Origin of the sequence: Nonomuraea sp. NPDC050328, from assembly GCF_044459405.1 — a bacterium.
Lineage (GTDB): Bacteria > Actinomycetota > Actinomycetes > Streptosporangiales > Streptosporangiaceae > Nonomuraea.
Genome location: NZ_JBITIW010000002.1, coordinates 801518 through 819565, shown reverse-complemented (window position 1 = coordinate 819565; position 18048 = coordinate 801518). Strand labels below are relative to the sequence as shown.

Here is an 18048-nt window from a genome sequence, read left to right as displayed (position 1 = left end):
AGAACCGCTCATGATCGATTGCCAGGACGACGGCACCACCCCGGACGCCACGCCTGCCGTACCGGAAACCTCGGAAAGGGCCGCACCCCCCAGTGGGGGTGCGGCCCGTCCGGAAGCTGACCTACAGGCCGGCGGCCTGGCGCAGGGCGGCGGCGCGGTCGGTGGACTCCCAGGAGAACCCGTCGCGGCCGAAGTGCCCGTAGGCGGCGGTCTCGGAGTAGATCGGCCGCAGCAGGTCGAGGTCGCGGATGATCGCGGCCGGGCGGAGGTCGAAGACCGCGAGCACGGACTCCTGGATCTTCTCCACCGCGACCTTCTCGGTGCCGAAGGTCTCGACGAACAGGCCGACCGGCTGGGCCTTGCCGATGGCGTAGGCGACCTGGACCTCGCAGCGGTCGGCGAGGCCGGCCGCGACGACGTTCTTGGCGACCCAGCGCATGGCGTAGGCGGCCGAGCGGTCCACCTTCGACGGGTCCTTGCCGGAGAAGGCGCCGCCGCCGTGGCGGGCCATGCCGCCGTAGGTGTCGACGATGATCTTGCGGCCGGTGAGGCCGGCGTCGCCCATCGGGCCGCCGATCTCGAAGCGGCCGGTCGGGTTGACCAGCAGGCGGTAGCCGTCGGTGTCGAGCTCGAGCCCGGCGAGCACGGGGTCGACCACGTGCTCCTTGATGTCGGGGGTGAGCATCTCGGCCAGGTCGATCTCGGCCGCGTGCTGCGTGGAGACCACGACCGTGTCGAGGCGGACCGGCTTGTCGCCGTCGTACTCGATGGTCACCTGGGTCTTGCCGTCGGGACGCAGGTAGGGCACCGTGCCGGACTTGCGGACCTCCGACAGCCGGCGGGCGAGCTTGTGCGCCAGCAGGATCGGCAGCGGCATGAGCTCGGGCGTCTCGTTCGTGGCGTAGCCGAACATGAGGCCCTGGTCGCCGGCGCCCTGCCGGTCGAGCTCGTCGGTGTCGCCGGCGACGCGGTGCTCGTAGGCGTCGTCGACGCCCTGCGCGATGTCGGGCGACTGCGCGCCGATGGAGACCGACACACCACAGGAGGCGCCGTCGAAGCCCTTGTGGGAGGCGTCGTAACCGATCTCGAGGATCTTCTCGCGGATGAGCGCGGGGATGTCGACGTAGGTCTCGGTCGTCACCTCGCCCGCGACGTGGACCTGGCCCGTGGTGATCAGCGTCTCGACGGCGACCCGGCTCTTGGGGTCGTCCTTGAGCATGGCGTCGAGAATCGCGTCACTGATCTGGTCGGCGATCTTGTCCGGGTGGCCTTCGGTGACCGACTCGGAGGTGAACAAGCGACGTGACAACTCAGTGGCTCCTATGCAGCGGCTGCTGACGGTGTATCCGCCTGCGGCGGGGTTTGCGACGGCCTCTCGGCAGGCTTCGCCGAAGTCTAGCCCTACCCGTGTCCAGGTAGCGAAATCGTTCACATACTGATCACAGGTCGGGCAGCGGGTCGGGTGGCAGGGTCTCCGGCGCGAAGACCTCGGCGTCGGCCGCCGAGACCACGGCAGCGTACTCCTCGTCGAACTCCAGCGTCATGGAGCCCAGCTCGATGAGGGGACCCGGCCCGTACATGATCGGCCCCAGGCGGGTGGCCCGGGGGTAGGTCGCGTAGATCGACACGGGGCGATCGCTGCGCAACATCCTGGTGGCCAGCACCCGGATCGCCCGGTCGGTGACGACGATGAGGAAGTTGGCGACGCCCGGCGGGCCCACCGACAGGGCGGGGAAGACGTAGCGGATGCTCTCGTCCTCGCCGAGCAGGATCCGGCAGCGGTCACGAACGGTCGAACTCAACGGCATGCACGTACTCCCCCCATGTGGGGCCAGTATCCGCAGCCACACCAAATGTCGCAACAGGTGATCAGACAAGCCGTATATCCCGTATGGCCGGCTCGCCGGGGAGGGTCAGGGCAGGCGGGGGGCGACCAGGTCCCAGACCGCGTCGGCCACGTCTTCCTTGGGACCACGGGGCACCTCGACCGGCGCGCCCCCGGCGACCAGCACGGTGGCCGCGTTGTCCGGGGTGCCGAAGGCCAGGCCGCGCCCGACCTGGTTGACCACGAGCAGGTCGCAGCCCTTTCGTGCCAGCTTGGCCTGCCCGTTGGCCAGCACGTCGTCGGTCTCGGCGGCGAAGCCCACGATCACCGACGGCCCGGCCACCCCGGAGCGGCGGCGCTCGCCGAGCTCGGCGAGGATGTCGGGGTTCTTGACCAGTGAGATCGCGGCGGGGGCGTCGTCAGTCTTCTTGATCTTCGACTCCAGCGCCGTGGCGGGCCGGAAGTCGGCGACGGCCGCGGCCATCACCACGACGTCGGCCGACCCGGCGGCGGCCAGCACGGCCTCGCGCAGCTCGACGGCCGACTCCACCCGCACCACCTTGGCCCCGGCGGGGTCGGGCAGCGCGGCGTTGGCGGAGACGAGCACGACCTCGGCCCCCCGGGCGACCGCGGTCCGGGCGAGGGCGTAGCCCTGCAGCCCCGAGGAGCGGTTGCCGAGGTAGCGCACCGGGTCGATCGCCTCGCGGGTGCCGCCCGCGGAGACGACGACGGTGCGCCCGGCCAAGTCGCGGGGCCGGCCGCGCAGCACCCGCGCGCAGACGGCGAAGATCTCGGCGGGGTCGGGCAGCCGCCCGGGCCCGGTGTCGGCGCCGGTCAGCCTGCCGACGGCCGGGTCGATGACGATCGAGCCCCGCGCGCGCAAGGTCTCGACGTTGGCGCGGGTGGCGGGGTGCTCCCACATCTCGGTGTGCATCGCGGGAGCGAACACCACGGGACACCGGGCGGTGAGCAGAGTGTTGGTGAGCAGGTCACCGGCCAGGCCGTGCGCGGCCTTGGCGAGGATGTCGGCGGTCGCCGGGGCGACCACCACGAGATCGGCGTTCTGGCCGATCCGGACGTGCGGGACCTCGTGCACCGAGTCCCACACGTCGGTCGTGACCGGGTTTCCGGAGAGCGCCGCCCAGGTGGGTTCACCGACGAAGCGCAGGGCGTCGCGGGTGGGCACCACGCGGACGGTGTGCCCGGACTCCGTGAAGAGCCGGAGCAGCTCGCACGCTTTGTAGGCGGCGATGCCCGCGCCGACCCCCAGGACGACGTTCACGGACGGCTCAGACCGCGCCTTCGATGGGCTCGGCGTTGAGCAGGCCCTCGGAGATCTCGCGCAGCGCGATCGAGAGCGGCTTCTCCTGGGCGTGCGTCTCGACGAGCGGGCCGACGTACTCCAGCAGGCCCTCGCCGAGCTGGGAGTAGTAGGCGTTGATCTGGCGCGCCCGCTTCGAGCCCATGATCACCAATGAGTACTTGCTGTCGACGATGTCGAGCAGCGTGTCGATCGGCGGGTGGGTGATGCCCTCCGCCGACGGGGCAATGCCAGCCACGTCAGTCAGACCTCTCGGTTGGAAACTGGGGTGACCCCCTGAGGGTCAGTCATCAAGGCTATCAGCCGCAGGCACACGTCATGGACGTTCGTGTTGACCAGGGTCGTGTCGAACTCGGGCTCGGCGGCCAGCTCGATCCGGCCGGCGGCCAGGCGGCGGGCGATCACGTCCTCCGGCTCGGTGCCGCGGCCGCGCAGCCGCTTCTCCAGCTCCTCCCACGAGGGCGGGGCGAGGAAGACCAGCAGGGCCTCGGGCATGCTCCGCCGTACCTGGCGGGCGCCCTGGAGGTCGATCTCCAGCAGGACGGGGGCGCCGGCGGCCAGCCGCTCGGCGACGGGGCGGCGCGGGGTGCCGTAGCGGTTGCCGGCGAACTCGGCCCACTCCAGCAGCTCGCCTTCGGCGACGAGCCGGTCGAACTCGGCGTCGTCGGCGAAGAAGTACTCGACCCCGTGGCTCTCGCCGGGCCGGGGCTTGCGGGTGGTCACCGAGACCGACAGCCACACCTCGGGGTGTGCCCGCCGGATCTCGGCGACGACCGTGGACTTGCCGACGCCCGACGGACCGGACAGGACCGTCAGGCGCCTGGAGGCAGAGAAGTCACCATCGATGGAGCTGTCGGTCACTTGCTGCTACCCCCTGGGTCGAACCTTGCGCTTGTGGTGCTACCGAGATTAGCTCTCGGCGCCACCGAACTCGCGCTCGAGGGCAGCCCTCTGGTTCGCTCCGAGGCCGCGCACGCGGCGGGACTCGGCGATCTGCAGCCGCTCCATGAGCTGCTTGGCGCGGACCTTGCCCACGCCGGGGAGCGACTCCAGAAGGGCCGAAACCTTCATCTTGCCGATGACGTCGTCGGTCTGCCCGTTCTTGAGCACCTCGGAGAGCGCGATCCGCCCGTGCTTGAGATCGTTCTTGACCTCGGCACGCTCTTTGCGGGCCTTGGCAGCCTTCTCCAGGGCTGCGGCGCGCTGCTCGGGGGTCAGGGGAGGAAGAGCCACGCCGGGTCACCTCGAATTTCTGTCGATGTACTCGGTCGAAAAGGGAAAGTAGCTGGTCAACGACTCCTAGGCAATGTCAGGAGCCGTTTCTCTCACGACAAAATCAACTTCATCACTTTCAGTGATGATAAAACCACGCTCCGTCGATCATTCGAGCTACTTCCGAGGGAGCAGCCTCCTGCCGAGGGAGCAGTAGGCAGACCATACCGAAGATCGACGAAACCCCGGAAACGCCGGGAAACACTGGGATTCATGACAGTCACCCAGCAACGCCCGGACACCGTCGCGAAGCTCCTGACAGCCACCGATCCCGCGCTCGCCGCCCGGCTGCACGGGGAGCTGTCGGCGGTCGAGGAGCTTCTGCGGCGGACGATTTCGGACGGGCCCGCGCTCATGGCCGAGGCGGCCGGATATCTGCTGGCCGCCGGCGGCAAGCGGATGCGCCCGCTGCTGGTGCTCCTCGGCGCGGAGTTCGGCGACCCGGCCCGCCCCGCCGTACGGCAGGCCGCGGCGAGCGTCGAGCTGATCCACGCGGCCACGCTGTACCACGACGACGTGATGGACGGGGCTCCCCTGCGGCACGGCGTTCCGAGCGCGCACGTGCGCTGGAACACCAAGATCGCTATCCTGGCCGGCGACTACCTGTTCACCAAGGCGGCCAGCCTCGACCTGCCGCAGAAGGCCAAGACCGAGCAGGCGCAGTGCGTCGCGCGCCTGGTCGCCGGGCAGATCGCGGAGACCGCGGGCCCGGCGGCGGGGGTGGATCCGCTCGACCACCACCTGGGCGTGCTGCACGACAAGTCCGCCTCGCTGATCCGGCTGTCGGCGCGGCTCGGCGGCCTGTGCTCTGGCGCGGGACGGCGGGTGTCGGGCATGCTGGCCGAGTACGGCGAGCTGCTGGGCATGGCCTTCCAGCTCTCCGACGACCTCATCGACGTGCTGTCGGAGCCGTCGGAGTCGGGCAAGGGGGCCGGCACGGATCTGCGCGAGGGCGTGCTGACGCTGCCCGTGCTGCACGCGCTGGCCCTGGACGGCGGGCGGCTGGCCGAGCTGCTGGCCTCCGGCCCGCTCACCGATCCCGCCCGGCATGCCGAGGCGCTGGAGCTGCTGCGCCGCTCCCCGGCGATCGGCAGCGCCCGTGCCGAGGTCGAGCGCTACGCCGGCGAGGCGGCGGCCATCGCGCGGGCGCTGCCCCCGCGGCCGGCCCGCGAGGTGCTCCTGGCGCTGTGCGAGCACGTCGTGCACCGTACGATCTGATCCGTGCCCCCGACCCGAGACTGGCTGCTGGCGCTGGCGATGGTGCCGGTCCAGCTCGCGGGCGTGCTCATCGTCTCGGTGCCGATCTACGTCTACGACACCGGCGGCAACCCGCCGGTGCGCCTGGTCAACAGCCCGCTCGACTGGCTCGGCCACACGCTGCTGGTCGCCTCGGCGCTGGCACTGCTGGTCCGCTCTCGCCGCCCGCGGCTGGCCCTGGGGCTGACCGTGGGCCTGTTCACCGCCTACATGCTCGGCGGCTACACGGTCGGCCCGGTGGTGCTGCCGGTGATGATCTGCCTGCTCACCGCCGCCCTGACCGGCCGCCACCGCGCGGCGGTGGCGATCGGCCTGGCGGTCTCGGTGCTGGCCGCCGGGCGCTGGGTGCCGCGCATCGTCGAGCTGTACGGCGACGCGGGCGCGGCGGCCGGCACGGTGATCGCCTTCTTCGGCGTGGTGACCGCGATCTTCGGCGGGCCGGTGCTGCTCGGCGAGATGGTCAGCAGCCGCCGCGAGGCCGCCGAGGCCAAGATCGCCGAGGCGCGGCGCGAGGCCGAGCAGCGGGTGGTCGAGGAGCGGCTGCGCATCGCCCGCGACCTGCACGACGTGGTGGCGCACAGCATGGCGGGCATCGCCGTCCAGGCCGCCGCCACGTTGCGGGTGCTGGGCGAGCCGGCGCCCCAGGTGGCCGCCTCGCTCACCGCGATACGGACGGCGGCCAAGGAGGCGCTGGCCGAGCTGCGGGCCACCGTGGGCGACCTCCGGGGCGGCGTCACGCGGGCCGGTGAGGGGGCCGAGGGGCTCGACACCCTGCTCGCGGCCGTGCGGGACGCCGGGATGAGCGTCCAGGCGCGCGTGGAGGGCCTGCCGCGGCCCCTGGCGGACGAGGCCGGGGTCGCCGTGTACCGGTGCGTCCAGGAGTCGCTCACGAACGTGCTGCGGCACGCGGGGGCGGGGGCGAGCGCCGAGGTGGTGCTGGCGTACGGGGAGGCGGAGCTGGTGATCGAGGTGACCGACGACGGCGCCGGGCCTCCGCCGCCCGTGCCGGCCACCCCGACCGGCGGCCCCGGCTTCACGGGTGGCGCCGGGGGCGGGGGCTATGGGCTGGCGGGGATGCGGGAGCGGTTCGCGGCCCTGGGCGGCTCGGTGGTGACCGGCGCGGGCCCTGAGGGCGGCTTCCGTGTCCACGCGCGCCTCCCCTTCCGCACGGTGGCCCGCCCATGACCCACCGCTCCCTTCCGCACGGTGACCCGCCCATGACCGACCGCCCGGCCCCCCTCTCGCACGGTGGCCCGCCCATGACCCACCGCCCGACCCTTCACCGCAGGACGGACCGCCCATGACTCACGAGCGTCCGATCCGGGTCCTGATCGCCGACGACCAGGTGCTGGTCCGCACCGGATTCCGCGCGTTGCTGGGCACGGAGCCCGGCGTCGAGGTGGTGGGCGAGGCGGGCGACGGCGGCCAGGCGGTCGCCCTCGCCCGCGACCTGCGCCCCGACGTGGTCCTGATGGACATCCGCATGCCGCACGTGGACGGCCTCACCGCGACCCGGCTGATCGCCGGCGACCCCGCCCTCGACGAGGTCCGCGTGGTCGTCCTCACCACCTACGTGGAGGACGCCAACGTCTTCGAGGCGCTCGGCGCGGGCGCCAGCGGCTTCCTGGCCAAGGACGCCGAGCCCGAGGAACTACTCCAGGCGATCCGGGTGGTCGCCCGCGGCGAGGCCCTGCTCTCCCCCGGCGTCACCCGCCGGGTGATCGCCCGCTTCGCCCAGTTGCACGCCCACCCCGAGGCGCGGGCCGTCCCGGGCGACCTCGACGTGCTCACCGGCCGCGAACGCGAGGTGGTCGCCCTGGTGGCCGGCGGGCTGTCCAACGACGAGATCGCCGCCCGGCTGGGCATGGCCCCGCTGACCGCCAAGACGCACGTCAGCCGGGCGATGGTCAAGCTGGGCCTGCGCGACCGCGCGCAACTGGTCGTGGCGGCGTACGAGTCGGGTCTCGTACTGCCGGGGAAGCAGCCCGGCGACCCGTCCAGAGGCTGATCCGCCCGGCCCGTCGGGGCGAAAGCATCGAAGCATGCGACTCGACCAGATCATGCCCGAATGGGACCATCGTGAGATCCACCGGATCCCGCTCGGCGCCGCGCCCGACGTGGTGTTCCGGGCGATCGAGGAGACCACCTGGGCCGAGGTGCCGGTCTTCCGTCTTCTGATGGCCCTGCGCTTCCCCAAGGACGGCCATGCCGCCGGCCGCCCGATCCTGGCCGACATGCTCGGCGGCGGCTTCACCCTGCTGGATCGCGACTCGGGCGAGGTGGTGATCGGCTCGCTCAACCGGGTGGGGTTCGGGGCGGACGCGCGGTTGCCCGAGGTTGCTCCAGGGCCGGCGTTGCGGGCCTTCGCGACGCCCGGATTCGTGAAGATCGCCTTCAACTTCCGGCTGGCGGACGGGGTCCTGGTGACCGAGACGCGGGTGCGCGGCACCGACGCGCGGGCGCGGCGGTGGTTCCGGCCGTACTGGATGGTCATCCGGCTGCCCAGCGGGCTGATCAGGCGGGTGTGGCTGGCCGCCATCCGCCGCCGCGCCCTGGCCGCCGTGGCGGGCTCGGCCACCGCCTGACGCTCCCGCGGGAAGACCCGGGTGAGGGCCACTCAAGGAGATCAGGTGGCCGGCCGGCCTTCCCCGGCCCGTCCCAGCGACCCGCCCCGCCTCAGGAAGACACCGTACGGCGCAGCGAGGCCGCGATGGCCGCGGCGGTCGCCCCGGGGTCGGCCGAGCCGGTGATCGGCCGCCCGATGACCAGCAGGTCGGCCCCGTCGGCCAGCGCCTGCTCGGGCGTCGCCACCCGGGCCTGGTCCTGGGTGTCCGCCCCGGCCGGCCGTACGCCCGGGGTGATCAGGTCGATGCCCGCCCCCACCTCGGCGCGGACCGCGGCCACCTCGTGCGGCGAGCAGACCAGGGCGGTGGCCCCGGCCGCCACCGACAGCGCGGCGAGCCGGCGGACCGCGTCGGGCGTCGGCCCGTCCAGCCCGATCGCGGCCAGGTCGGCGGCGGTCAGCGAGGTGAGCACGGTCACCGCGGCGATCTTGGTGTGCGGCGCGGCCTCGACCGCGGCGCGGATCATGGCCGGTCCCCCGGCCGCGTGCACGGTCAGGTAGGCGGGCCGCAGCCGGGCGACCGAGCGGGTGGCCCCGGCGACGGTGTTGGGGATGTCGTGCAGCTTGAGGTCGAGGAAGACCTGCACGCCGCTGGCCCCCCGCACCGAGGCGATCACGTCGGGCCCGTAGCGCAGGTACAGCTCCAGGCCGACCTTGACCGTGCTCACGTGCGGCGTCACCAGGGAGGCCCAGCGGGCGGCGGTCTCGAGGTCGGGCGCGTCGAGGGCGACGGCGATGGGCGCTGGGGTCACGGCGGGCGTCACAGGGAACTCTCCTCGTGCAGGTGCCGCGTGGCGGCGCCTGGTGGTCGGTGGGCCAGGCCGACGGCGTCGGCCAGGCGGTGGAAGCCGCGCGCCTGCAGCAGGTCGGCCAGCTCGCGCTCGATGCGCAGGCACGCGTAGGGGTCGTGGAACAGGGCGGTGCCCACGCCGACGGCGCAGGCTCCGGCCAGGACTAGCTGGAGGGCGTCGGCCCCGCTGGCGACGCCGCCCACGCCGATGACCGGGACGCCGGGCAGGGCGGCGTAGACCTGCCAGACGCAGCGCACGGCCAGCGGCAGCACGGCAGGCCCGGACAGCCCGCCGGTGCCGGCGGCCAGGGCCGGGCGCAGGGTGCGGGTGTCGATGGCCATGCCGATCGGGTTGTTGATCATCGACAGCGCGTCCGCGCCGGCGTCGACGCAGGCGCGGGCGACCGAGACGATGTCGGCCACGTCCGGCGAGAGCTTGGCGACGACCGGCACGTCGCCGGCCAGGATGGAGCGGACCGTGCCGACCACCTCGGCGGCCGAGCCGCCCTCGCGGGCGAAGACCCGGCCGCGGTCCTCCATGTTCGGGCAGGCCAGGTTGACCTCGACCGCGGTCACGCCGGGCGCGTCGGCCAGCCGCCGGGCCAGCGCGGCGTACTCGTTGACCGTGCCGCCGCCGACCGAGACGACCGTCTTGATGCCGCGCTGGGCCAGCCAGGGCAGGTCGCGCTCCAGGAAGGCGTCGATGCCCGGCCCCTGCAGCCCCACGGCGTTGAGCAGCCCGGAGGGCGTCTCGGCCATCCGCGGCGTGGGCCGCCCGGCCCGGGGCGCCATGGTGATCGACGGGGTGACCAGCGCGCCGAGCCGGTGCAGGTCGAAGAACTGCGCCAGCTCCCGGCCGTTGCCCGCGCACCCGGCGGCGGTCATGAGCGGGTTGGCCAGCTCGATGTGCGCCAGGAAGGTCCGCATGTCAACTGACATTGCGGGCCCCTCCCCCGGGCGCGCCGTGCGCGTCGAAGGGGATCGTGCCGACGTCCTCGAAGCGCACCCGCTCGCCGCGGAAGACCGGTCCCTCGGCGCAGGCGCGCACCATCCTGGTGACGCCGTCGTCGCCGATGACCGGCAGCACGCAGGTCATGCAGATGCCGATGCCGCAGGCCATCGCCTCCTCGGCGACGATCTGCACCGGGATCCCGTACTTGATCGCCACCGCGGTGACCGCGCGCATCGTGTCCATCGGCCCGCAGGCGTAGATGACGTCGGCGTGCGTGTCGCCCACCACGGCCGCGAGGGTGTCGGCCACCTCGCCGCGCAGCCCGAGCGAGCCGTCGAGGGTGGCCAGCGTGACCGTCTCGGCCATCCGGCGGGCGCGCATCGCGCCGAACACCCGGTCGGCCGAGGCGCCGCCGAGCACGAAGTCGACCCGGCAGCCGCGCTCCAGCAGCTTGTCGGCCAGCGGGAAGAGCACGGCCGAGCCGTACTCGAAGCCGACCAGGACGACGCTGACCGGGTCGCGCGGCACCGGGAAGGGCCGCCCCAGCGGCCCGACCAGGTCGAGGGTGTCGCGCGCCCGCCGCTCGGCCAGCCACTCGGTGCCCGGGCCGCGCACGGTGAAGACCAGCTCCACCGTGCCGCCGTAGTCGGGCTTGACGTCGTGCACCGAGAAGGCCCGCCGGGTCAGCATGGAGCTGCGCGCGCCGCCGACCGCGACCGAGACGAAGTGCCCGGGGCGGAAGCGGTCGGCGACCGCCGGGGCCACGACCGTCAGGGCATGGTAGGCGTCGACACGGCGCGTGGTCAGCACCGTGCCGGTCACCTGCACCGGTGTCGCGGCCAGAGATCCATCACCTGCCTATCGGAGGGCCCGGGCGTGCTCCTGCAGTGACCGTACGCCCACATCGCCGCGCACGATGGCCTGGATGCCGGCCGCGGCGGCGGCCAGCCCCTGGACCGTGGTGATGCACGGGATCCCGCGCAGCACGGCGGCGGTGCGGATGTCGTAGCCGTCCAGGCGCGGCCCGGACTGGCCCGGGCTGCCGAACGGCGTGTTCACGATCAGGTCCACCTCTCCGTCGAGGATGCGCTGGACGATGGTCGGCTCCCCGGCGGGACCGGTCCCATCGCTCTGCTTGCGCACGATCTTGGCATGGACTCCGTTGCGGCGCAGCACCTCCGCGGTGCCCTCGGTGGCCAGGATCTCGAAGCCGAGATCGGCCAGCGCGCGCACCGGGAAGATCATCGATCGCTTGTCGCGGTTGGCCACCGAGACGAAGGCGCGGCCCTTGGTCGGCAGCTCGCCGTAGGCGCCCGCCTGCGACTTGGCGTAGGCGATGCCGAAGTGCGCGTCGATGCCCATGACCTCGCCGGTCGAGCGCATCTCCGGCCCGAGGACGGTGTCGACGCCGCGGAAGCGGTTGAACGGCAGCACCGCCTCCTTGACCGCGATCGAGGCGTCCAGCGGCAGCTCGCCGCCGTCGCCGGTGGCCGGGAGCATGCCCTCGGCACGCAGCTCGGCGACGGTGGCGCCCATCATGATCCGGGCCGCCGCCTTGGCCAGCGGCACCGCCGTCGCCTTGGACACGAACGGCACGGTACGGCTGGCTCGCGGGTTGGCCTCCAGCACGTACAGCACGCCGGCGGACATGGCGTACTGCACGTTCAGCAGCCCGCGCACCCCCACCCCGCGCGCGATGCCGAGCGTGGCCTCGCGGATGCGCTTGATGTCGGCGCCGCCCAGGGTGATCGGCGGCAGGGTGCAGGCCGAGTCGCCGGAGTGGATGCCGGCCTCCTCGATGTGCTCCATGACGCCGCCGAGGTAGAGCTCCTCGCCGTCGAACAGGGCGTCGACGTCGATCTCGATGGCCTCGTCGAGGAACTTGTCGACCAGCACCGGGTGCCCGCCCTCCTGGGCGGCCATGTAGGTGGTGAGCGTCTCGTCGTCGTAGACGATCGCCATGCCCGCGCCGCCCAGCACGTACGAGGGACGGACCAGCACCGGGTAGCCGATCTCGGCGGCGATGTCGAGCGCCTCGCGGACGGTCAGCGCGGTGCCGTGCTTGGGCGCGGGCAGCCCGGCCTCGGCCAGCACGCGGCCGAACGCGCCGCGCTCCTCGGCCAGGTGGATCGACTCGGGCGAGGTGCCGACGACGGGCACGCCCGCGTCCTTGAGCGCCTGCGCGAGGCCGAGCGGCGTCTGGCCGCCGAGCTGCACGATCACGCCGGCGACCGGGCCGGTCTGCTGCTCGGCGTGGACCACCTCCAGGACGTCCTCCAGGGTGAGCGGCTCGAAGTAGAGCCGGTCGGAGGTGTCGTAGTCGGTGGAGACGGTCTCGGGGTTGCAGTTGACCATGACCGTCTCGAAGCCGGCGCGCGACAGCTCGAAGCTGGCGTGCACGCAGGCGTAGTCGAATTCGATGCCCTGGCCGATGCGGTTGGGTCCGCTGCCCAGGATCAGCACCTTGGGCCGCTCGCCGTACGGGACCTCGCTCTCCTCGTCGTAGGTCGAGTAGAGGTAGGGCGTGCGGGCGGCGAACTCGGCGGCGCAGGTGTCGACGGTGTTGTAGACCGGCCGCAGGCCCAGGGCGTGGCGCAGGTCGCGCACCCGCGACTCGTCCATGCCGCGGATCTCGCCGATCTGCGCGTCGGAGAAGCCGAGGTGCTTGGCGCGGGCCAGTTCCTCCGCGGAGAGCTGCGGCGCCTCGGCCAGCGCGCGGGCCTCCTCGTCGAGGAGGAAGAGCTGGTCGATGAACCACGGGTCGACCTTGGTCGACTCGAACAGCTCCGCGGCGCTCGCGCCCGCGCGGATGGCCTGCTGCATCGTGCGCAGCCGCCCGTCGTGCGGGGTACGGCAGGCGTCGAGCAGCTCGTCCTTGCCGGCGACCTCGCCCGCCCAGGAGAAGGACGAGCCCTTCTTCTCCAGGCTGCGCAGCGCCTTCTGCAGCGCCTCGGGGAAGGAGCGGCCGATCGCCATGGCCTCGCCCACGGACTTCATGTGGGTGGTGAGGGTCTGGTCGGCGCCGCGGAACTTCTCGAAGGCGAAGCGCGGGACCTTGACCACGATGTAGTCGAGGGTCGGCTCGAAGGAGGCCGGGGTCTCCTTGGTGATGTCGTTGGGGATCTCGTCGAGCGTGTAGCCGATCGCCAGCTTGGCGGCGATCTTGGCGATCGGGAAGCCGGTCGCCTTGGAGGCCAGCGCGCTGGAGCGGGACACCCGCGGGTTCATCTCGATGACGATCATGCGCCCGGACCGCGGGTCGACCGCGAACTGGATGTTGCAGCCGCCGGTGTCGACGCCGACCTCGCGGATGACCGCGATGGCCACGTCGCGCATGTTCTGGTACTCGCGGTCGGTCAGGGTCAGCGCGGGTGCCACGGTGACGCTGTCGCCGGTGTGCACGCCCATCGGGTCGATGTTCTCGATGGAGCAGACGATGACGACGTTGTCCGCCTTGTCGCGCATGACCTCCAGCTCGTACTCCTTCCAGCCGAGGATGGACTCCTCCAGGAGCACCTCGGTGGTCGGGCTGGCGTCGAGGCCGGCGCCGGCGATGCGGCGCAGGTCCTCCTCGTTGTAGGCGAACCCGGAGCCGACGCCGCCCATGGTGAAGCTCGGCCGCACCACCAGCGGGTAGCCGAGCTGGCCGGCCGCCCGGAGGCAGTCGTCCATGGTGTGGCAGATGACCGACTCGGCGCTGGAGGCGTTGAGCCCCTGCTCGCGGGCGACCTTGGCGACGATCTCCTTGAACCGCTCGCGGTTCTCGCCGGCCTGGATGGCGTCGAAGTCGGCGCCGATCAGCTCGACCTCGTAGCGCTCCAGCACGCCCGCCTCGTGCAGCGCGACCGCGGTGTTCAGCGCGGTCTGGCCGCCCAGGGTGGGCAGGAGCGCGTCAGGGCGCTCCTTGGCGATGATCTTCTCGACGAACTCGGGGGTGATCGGCTCGACGTAGGTGGCGTCGGCGAACTCCGGGTCGGTCATGATCGTCGCGGGGTTGGAGTTGACCAGGATGACCCGGAAGCCCTCCGCCCGCAGCACCCGGCAGGCCTGGGTGCCGGAGTAGTCGAACTCGCACGCCTGCCCGATGACGATCGGCCCGGAGCCGATGACCAGGATCGACTTGATGTCCTCACGCTTGGGCACGGGCCATGACCTCACAGAACTCGTCGAAGAGATAAGCCGCGTCGTGCGGGCCGGCCGCCGCCTCGGGGTGGTACTGGACGCTGAAGGCGGTGCCGTCGAGCAGCCGCAGGCCCTCGACGCAGCCGTCGTTGAGGTTGACGTGCGACACCTCGGCCTGGCCGAAGGGGGTGTCGAACGGCGCGTCCAGCGGGGCCTGGACGGCGAAGCCGTGGTTGTGCGCGGAGATCTCGACCTTGCCGGTGCGGCGGTCCTGGACCGGCTGGTTGACCCCGCGGTGGCCGTAGCGGAGCTTGTAGGTGCCGAGGCCGAGCGCGCGGCCGAAGATCTGGTTGCCGAAGCAGATGCCGAAGAACGGGATCTTGGCGGCGAGCACGCTCTGGAGCACGCTCACGTCGGCGGTGGCCGGGTCGCCGGGGCCGTTGGAGAAGAAGACGCCGTCCGGCGCGAGCGCCTGGATCTGCTCGAAGGTCGCGGTGGCGGGCAGCACGTGCACCTCGCAGCCGCGCTCGGCCATCCGGTGCGGGGTCATGCCCTTGATGCCGAGGTCGATCGCGGCCACGGTGAAGCGCTTGGCGCCGATCGCGGGCACGACGTACGGCTCGGCCGCCGAGACCTCTTCGGCGAGCGCCGAACCGGTCATCTCGGGCGCCTGCCGTACCTTCTCCACCAGGGCCTCGACCGGCTCGGCCGGGTGGGAGAAGATGCCCGCGCGCATGGCGCCCCGCTCGCGCAGGTGCCGGGTGAGGGCGCGGGTGCCCTGGATGGCGATGCCGACGACGCCCTGCTCCTTGAGGTAGTCGTCGAGGGAGCGGTTGGCCCGCCAGTTGGAGACGACGCGGGAGGGCTCGCGCACGACGTAGCCGGCGACCCAGACCTTCGACGACTCGGGGTCCTCGTCGTTGACGCCGGTGTTGCCGATGTGCGGCGCGGTCATCGCGACGATCTGGCGGTGGTAGGACGGGTCGGTGAGGGTCTCCTGGTAGCCGGTCATGCCGGTGTTGAAGACCATCTCGCCGAAGGTCTCACCCTCGGCGCCGTAGGGAGCGCCCTGGAAGACGCGGCCGTCTTCCAGGACGAGGAGGGCGTGCGTCACGCAAGCTTCCCTTCGAGGACGGTGGGCTTGCCGCGCAGGAAGGTCGCCACGACCTTGCCGGGCAGCGACAGGCCCTCATAGGGGGTGTTGCGGCTCTTGGAGGCGAACTGCGCCGGGTGGATCTCGGTGCGGGCGGTGGGGTCGTAGAGCACGATGTTCGCCGGGGCGCCCACCTCCAGCGGCCGGCCGTGGCCGGACAGCCGGCCGATGCGCGCCGGGGCGGCCGACATGCGCTCGGCGACGCCGGCCCAGTCGAGCAGCCCGGTGTCGACCATGGCCTCCTGCACCACGCTGAGCGCGGTCTCCAGGCCGATCATGCCCATGGCCGCCGCGGCCCACTCGGTCTCCTTGTCCTCGACCGGGTGCGGCGCGTGGTCGGTGGCGACGACGTCGATCGTGCCGTCGGCCAGGGCCTCCCGCAGCGCGGCGACGTCCTCGTGGGTGCGCAGCGGCGGGTTGACCTTGTAGATGGGGTTGTAGGGGCCATTGGGCGACTCCTCCACCAGCTCGTCGGTGAGCAGCAGGTGGTGCGGGGTGACCTCGGCGGTGACGTTCCAGCCCTTGGACTTGGCCCAGCGGATGATCTCGACCGAGCCGGCGGTGGAGACGTGGCAGACGTGCAGGCGCGAGCCGACGTGCGCGGCCAGGAGGCAGTCGCGGGCGATGATCGCCTCCTCGGCGACCGCGGGCCAGCCGGCCAGGCCCAGGCGGCCGGAGACGACGCCCTCGTTCATCTGGGCGCCGGCGGTGAGCTTGGGCTCCTGGGCGTGCTGGGCGACGACGCCGTCGAAGGCCTTGACGTACTCCAGCGCGCGGCGCATCAGCACCGCGTCGTCCACGCACTTGCCGTCGTCGGAGAAGACCCGGACGCGGGCGGCCGAGTCGGCCATCGCGCCGAGCTCGGCGAGCTGGCGGCCCTCCAGGCCGACGGTGACCGCGCCGACCGGCTGCACGTCGCAGTAGCCGGACTCCTGGCCGAGCCGCCAGACCTGCTCGACGACGCCGGCGGTGTCGGCGACCGGCATGGTGTTGGCCATGGCGTGCACGGCGGTGTAGCCGCCGCGGGCGGCCGACTGGGTGCCGGTGCGGACGGTCTCGGCGTCCTCGCGGCCGGGCTCGCGCAGGTGGGTGTGCAGGTCGACCAGGCCGGGCAGCGCGATGGCGCCCTGGCCGTCGACCACCTCGCCGGTGGTCTCCAGGCCGGGCCCGAGGGCGGTGATGACGCCGTCCTCGATCAGGATGTCGGTGGGCTCGCCGCCCAGGACGCGGACGTTGCGGATGAGCATCAGATCTCTCCCCCGAGCAGCAGGTACAGGACGGCCATGCGAGTGGTCACGCCGTTGGCGACCTGCTCGACGATGGTGGAGCGCGGCGAGTCGGCCACCTCGGCGGCGATCTCCATGCCCCGGTTCATCGGCCCGGGGTGCATGACGATCGCCTCCTCCGGCAGCTTGGCGAAGCGCTCGCGGTCGAGGCCGTAGCGGCGGGAGTACTCCCGCTCGCTGGGGAAGTAGGCGGCGTTCATCCGCTCCTTCTGCACGCGCAGCATCATCACGACGTCGGACTTGGGCAGCACCGCGTCGAGGTCGTAGGAGACCGCGCAGGGCCAGGTGTCGACCGACACCGGCAGCAGGGTCGGCGGGGCGACCAGGGTGACGTCGGCGCCGAGCGTCGAGAGCAGGAGCACGTTGGAGCGCGCGACCCGGCTGTGCAGGACGTCGCCGACGATGGTGACCTTGCGGCCCTCCAGCGAGCCGAGGCGGCGGCGCATGGAGAAGGCGTCGAGCAGGGCCTGGGTGGGGTGCTCGTGGGTACCGTCGCCGGCGTTGACCACGCTGCCGCGCACCCAGTTGGCCAGCCGGTGCGGGGCGCCGGAGGCGCCGTGCCGGATGACCACCGCGTCGGCGCCCATGGCCTCCAGGGTCAGCGCGGTGTCCTTGAGCGACTCGCCCTTGGAGACGCTGGAGCCCTTGGCGGAGAAGTTGATGACGTCGGCCGACAGCCGCTTGGCGGCGGCCTCGAAGGAGATGCGGGTGCGGGTGGAGTCCTCGAAGAAGAGGTTGACCACCGTACGGCCGCGCAGGGTCGGCAGCTTCTTGATGGAGCGTTCCGAGACCCTGGCCAGTTCCTCGGCGGTGTCGAGGATCAGCAGCGCGTCGTCCTTGGTGAGGTCGGCCGCGGAAATGAGATGCTTGTTCACTTGATCAGCTCCACGGCGTCGCGTCCGTCCTTCTCCTCCAGGTAGACCTTGACCTTCTCGCTCTTGGCGGTGGGCAGGTTCTTGCCGACGTAGTCGGCCCTGATGGGCAGCTCGCGGTGGCCGCGGTCGACCAGTACGGCGAGCTGGACGGCACGCGGGCGCCCGAGGTCGTTGAGGGCGTCGAGGGCGGCGCGGATGGTGCGGCCGGAGAAGAGCACGTCGTCGACGAGCACGATGACCTTGTCGTCGATGCCGTCGGCGGGAAGCTCGGTGTGGCCCAGCGCGCGGGCGGGCTTGGTGCGCAGGTCGTCGCGGTACATCGTGATGTCGAGGGCGCCGACCGGCACCTTGACCTCTTCGACCTGGCGCAGGCGCTCGCCGATGCGCTTGGCGAGGGTGGCGCCGCGGGTGGGGATGCCCAGCAGGATCACATCCTGAGCGCCTTTGGTGCGCTCGAGGATCTCATGGGCGATTCGCGTCAGTGCGCGGTGGATGTCGGGGCCTTCGAGAACGGCCCGCGACGTCATGCCTATTTCGGACATGGGAAACACTCACCACCTTTCCCGCCTCAC

Annotated in this window: 18 protein-coding genes; 4 read left to right on the top strand and 14 right to left on the bottom strand. The window is 72.2% G+C overall.

Features of this window, described 5'->3' with window-relative positions:
* Positions 1 to 121: 121 nt before the first annotated feature.
* The 6 genes from metK to mihF form a co-directional block, all read right to left on the bottom strand.
* Positions 122 to 1309, bottom strand: coding sequence for a methionine adenosyltransferase (gene metK / locus ACIBG7_RS09975; RefSeq protein WP_357924285.1), 1188 nt, complete (start codon positions 1307 to 1309; stop codon positions 122 to 124).
* A 130-nt stretch (positions 1310 to 1439) separates the two neighbouring features.
* Positions 1440 to 1808 carry a hypothetical protein gene (locus ACIBG7_RS09970; RefSeq protein WP_357924283.1) on the bottom strand — a complete coding sequence of 123 codons (369 nt, stop codon included), beginning with the start codon at positions 1806 to 1808 and terminating at the stop codon, positions 1440 to 1442.
* Between the two features lie 105 nt (positions 1809 to 1913).
* Complete coding sequence (coaBC, locus tag ACIBG7_RS09965) at positions 1914 to 3107, bottom strand: bifunctional phosphopantothenoylcysteine decarboxylase/phosphopantothenate--cysteine ligase CoaBC (protein ID WP_397335803.1); 1194 nt, start codon at positions 3105 to 3107, stop codon at positions 1914 to 1916.
* 7 nt (positions 3108 to 3114) lie between these two features.
* Complete coding sequence (gene rpoZ / locus ACIBG7_RS09960) at positions 3115 to 3384, bottom strand: DNA-directed RNA polymerase subunit omega (protein ID WP_357924279.1); 270 nt, start codon at positions 3382 to 3384, stop codon at positions 3115 to 3117.
* 5 nt (positions 3385 to 3389) lie between these two features.
* On the bottom strand, positions 3390 to 3992 hold the full coding sequence (gene gmk / locus ACIBG7_RS09955) for a guanylate kinase (protein ID WP_397335950.1): 603 nt from the start codon (positions 3990 to 3992) through the stop codon (positions 3390 to 3392).
* Between the two features lie 63 nt (positions 3993 to 4055).
* Entirely contained in the window at positions 4056 to 4379 is a 324-nt protein-coding gene (gene mihF, locus ACIBG7_RS09950; protein ID WP_357924277.1) for an integration host factor, actinobacterial type, read from the bottom strand.
* A gap of 252 nt (positions 4380 to 4631) precedes the next feature.
* On the opposite strand from mihF, the gene ACIBG7_RS09945 reads away from it, so the two are divergent.
* From ACIBG7_RS09945 to ACIBG7_RS09930, 4 genes are all read left to right on the top strand, one after another.
* Entirely contained in the window at positions 4632 to 5636 is a 1005-nt protein-coding gene (locus ACIBG7_RS09945) for a polyprenyl synthetase family protein (RefSeq protein WP_397335802.1), read from the top strand.
* 3 nt (positions 5637 to 5639) lie between these two features.
* On the top strand, positions 5640 to 6860 hold the full coding sequence (locus ACIBG7_RS09940) for a sensor histidine kinase (RefSeq protein WP_397335801.1): 1221 nt from the start codon (positions 5640 to 5642) through the stop codon (positions 6858 to 6860).
* Between the two features lie 115 nt (positions 6861 to 6975).
* Complete coding sequence (locus ACIBG7_RS09935; protein WP_397335800.1) at positions 6976 to 7683, top strand: response regulator; 708 nt, start codon at positions 6976 to 6978, stop codon at positions 7681 to 7683.
* A gap of 34 nt (positions 7684 to 7717) precedes the next feature.
* Entirely contained in the window at positions 7718 to 8260 is a 543-nt protein-coding gene (locus ACIBG7_RS09930) for a hypothetical protein (RefSeq protein WP_357924270.1), read from the top strand.
* Between the two features lie 91 nt (positions 8261 to 8351).
* Here the strand turns inward: ACIBG7_RS09930 and pyrF are convergent, their stop codons facing one another.
* The 8 genes from pyrF to pyrR are packed head-to-tail and all read right to left on the bottom strand — an operon-like array spanning position 8352 to position 18018.
* On the bottom strand, positions 8352 to 9050 hold the full coding sequence (gene pyrF / locus ACIBG7_RS09925; RefSeq protein WP_397335949.1) for an orotidine-5'-phosphate decarboxylase: 699 nt from the start codon (positions 9048 to 9050) through the stop codon (positions 8352 to 8354).
* An 8-nt stretch (positions 9051 to 9058) separates the two neighbouring features.
* Positions 9059 to 10027, bottom strand: a complete 969-nt coding sequence (locus ACIBG7_RS09920; protein WP_357924269.1) for a dihydroorotate dehydrogenase — start codon at positions 10025 to 10027, stop codon at positions 9059 to 9061.
* The gene (locus ACIBG7_RS09915; protein ID WP_357924267.1) at positions 10017 to 10868 is read right to left on the bottom strand and encodes a dihydroorotate dehydrogenase electron transfer subunit; all 852 of its coding nucleotides are present in this window, start codon (positions 10866 to 10868) and stop codon (positions 10017 to 10019) included. The genes ACIBG7_RS09920 and ACIBG7_RS09915 overlap by 11 nt, the downstream gene beginning before the upstream one ends.
* 30 nt (positions 10869 to 10898) lie before the next feature.
* On the bottom strand, positions 10899 to 14183 hold the full coding sequence (carB, locus tag ACIBG7_RS09910) for a carbamoyl-phosphate synthase large subunit (protein ID WP_397335799.1): 3285 nt from the start codon (positions 14181 to 14183) through the stop codon (positions 10899 to 10901).
* Complete coding sequence (gene carA, locus ACIBG7_RS09905) at positions 14170 to 15276, bottom strand: glutamine-hydrolyzing carbamoyl-phosphate synthase small subunit (RefSeq protein WP_357924264.1); 1107 nt, start codon at positions 15274 to 15276, stop codon at positions 14170 to 14172. The genes carB and carA overlap by 14 nt, the downstream gene beginning before the upstream one ends.
* Positions 15273 to 16562 carry a dihydroorotase gene (locus ACIBG7_RS09900; RefSeq protein ID WP_357924262.1) on the bottom strand — a complete coding sequence of 430 codons (1290 nt, stop codon included), beginning with the start codon at positions 16560 to 16562 and terminating at the stop codon, positions 15273 to 15275. Before ACIBG7_RS09900 ends, carA begins: the two co-directional genes overlap by 4 nt.
* Complete coding sequence (locus ACIBG7_RS09895; protein ID WP_357924260.1) at positions 16562 to 17476, bottom strand: aspartate carbamoyltransferase catalytic subunit; 915 nt, start codon at positions 17474 to 17476, stop codon at positions 16562 to 16564. The genes ACIBG7_RS09900 and ACIBG7_RS09895 overlap by 1 nt, the downstream gene beginning before the upstream one ends.
* Positions 17473 to 18018, bottom strand: a complete 546-nt coding sequence (gene pyrR, locus ACIBG7_RS09890) for a bifunctional pyr operon transcriptional regulator/uracil phosphoribosyltransferase PyrR (RefSeq protein WP_397335798.1) — start codon at positions 18016 to 18018, stop codon at positions 17473 to 17475. The genes ACIBG7_RS09895 and pyrR overlap by 4 nt, the downstream gene beginning before the upstream one ends.
* Positions 18019 to 18048 lie beyond the last annotated feature (30 nt).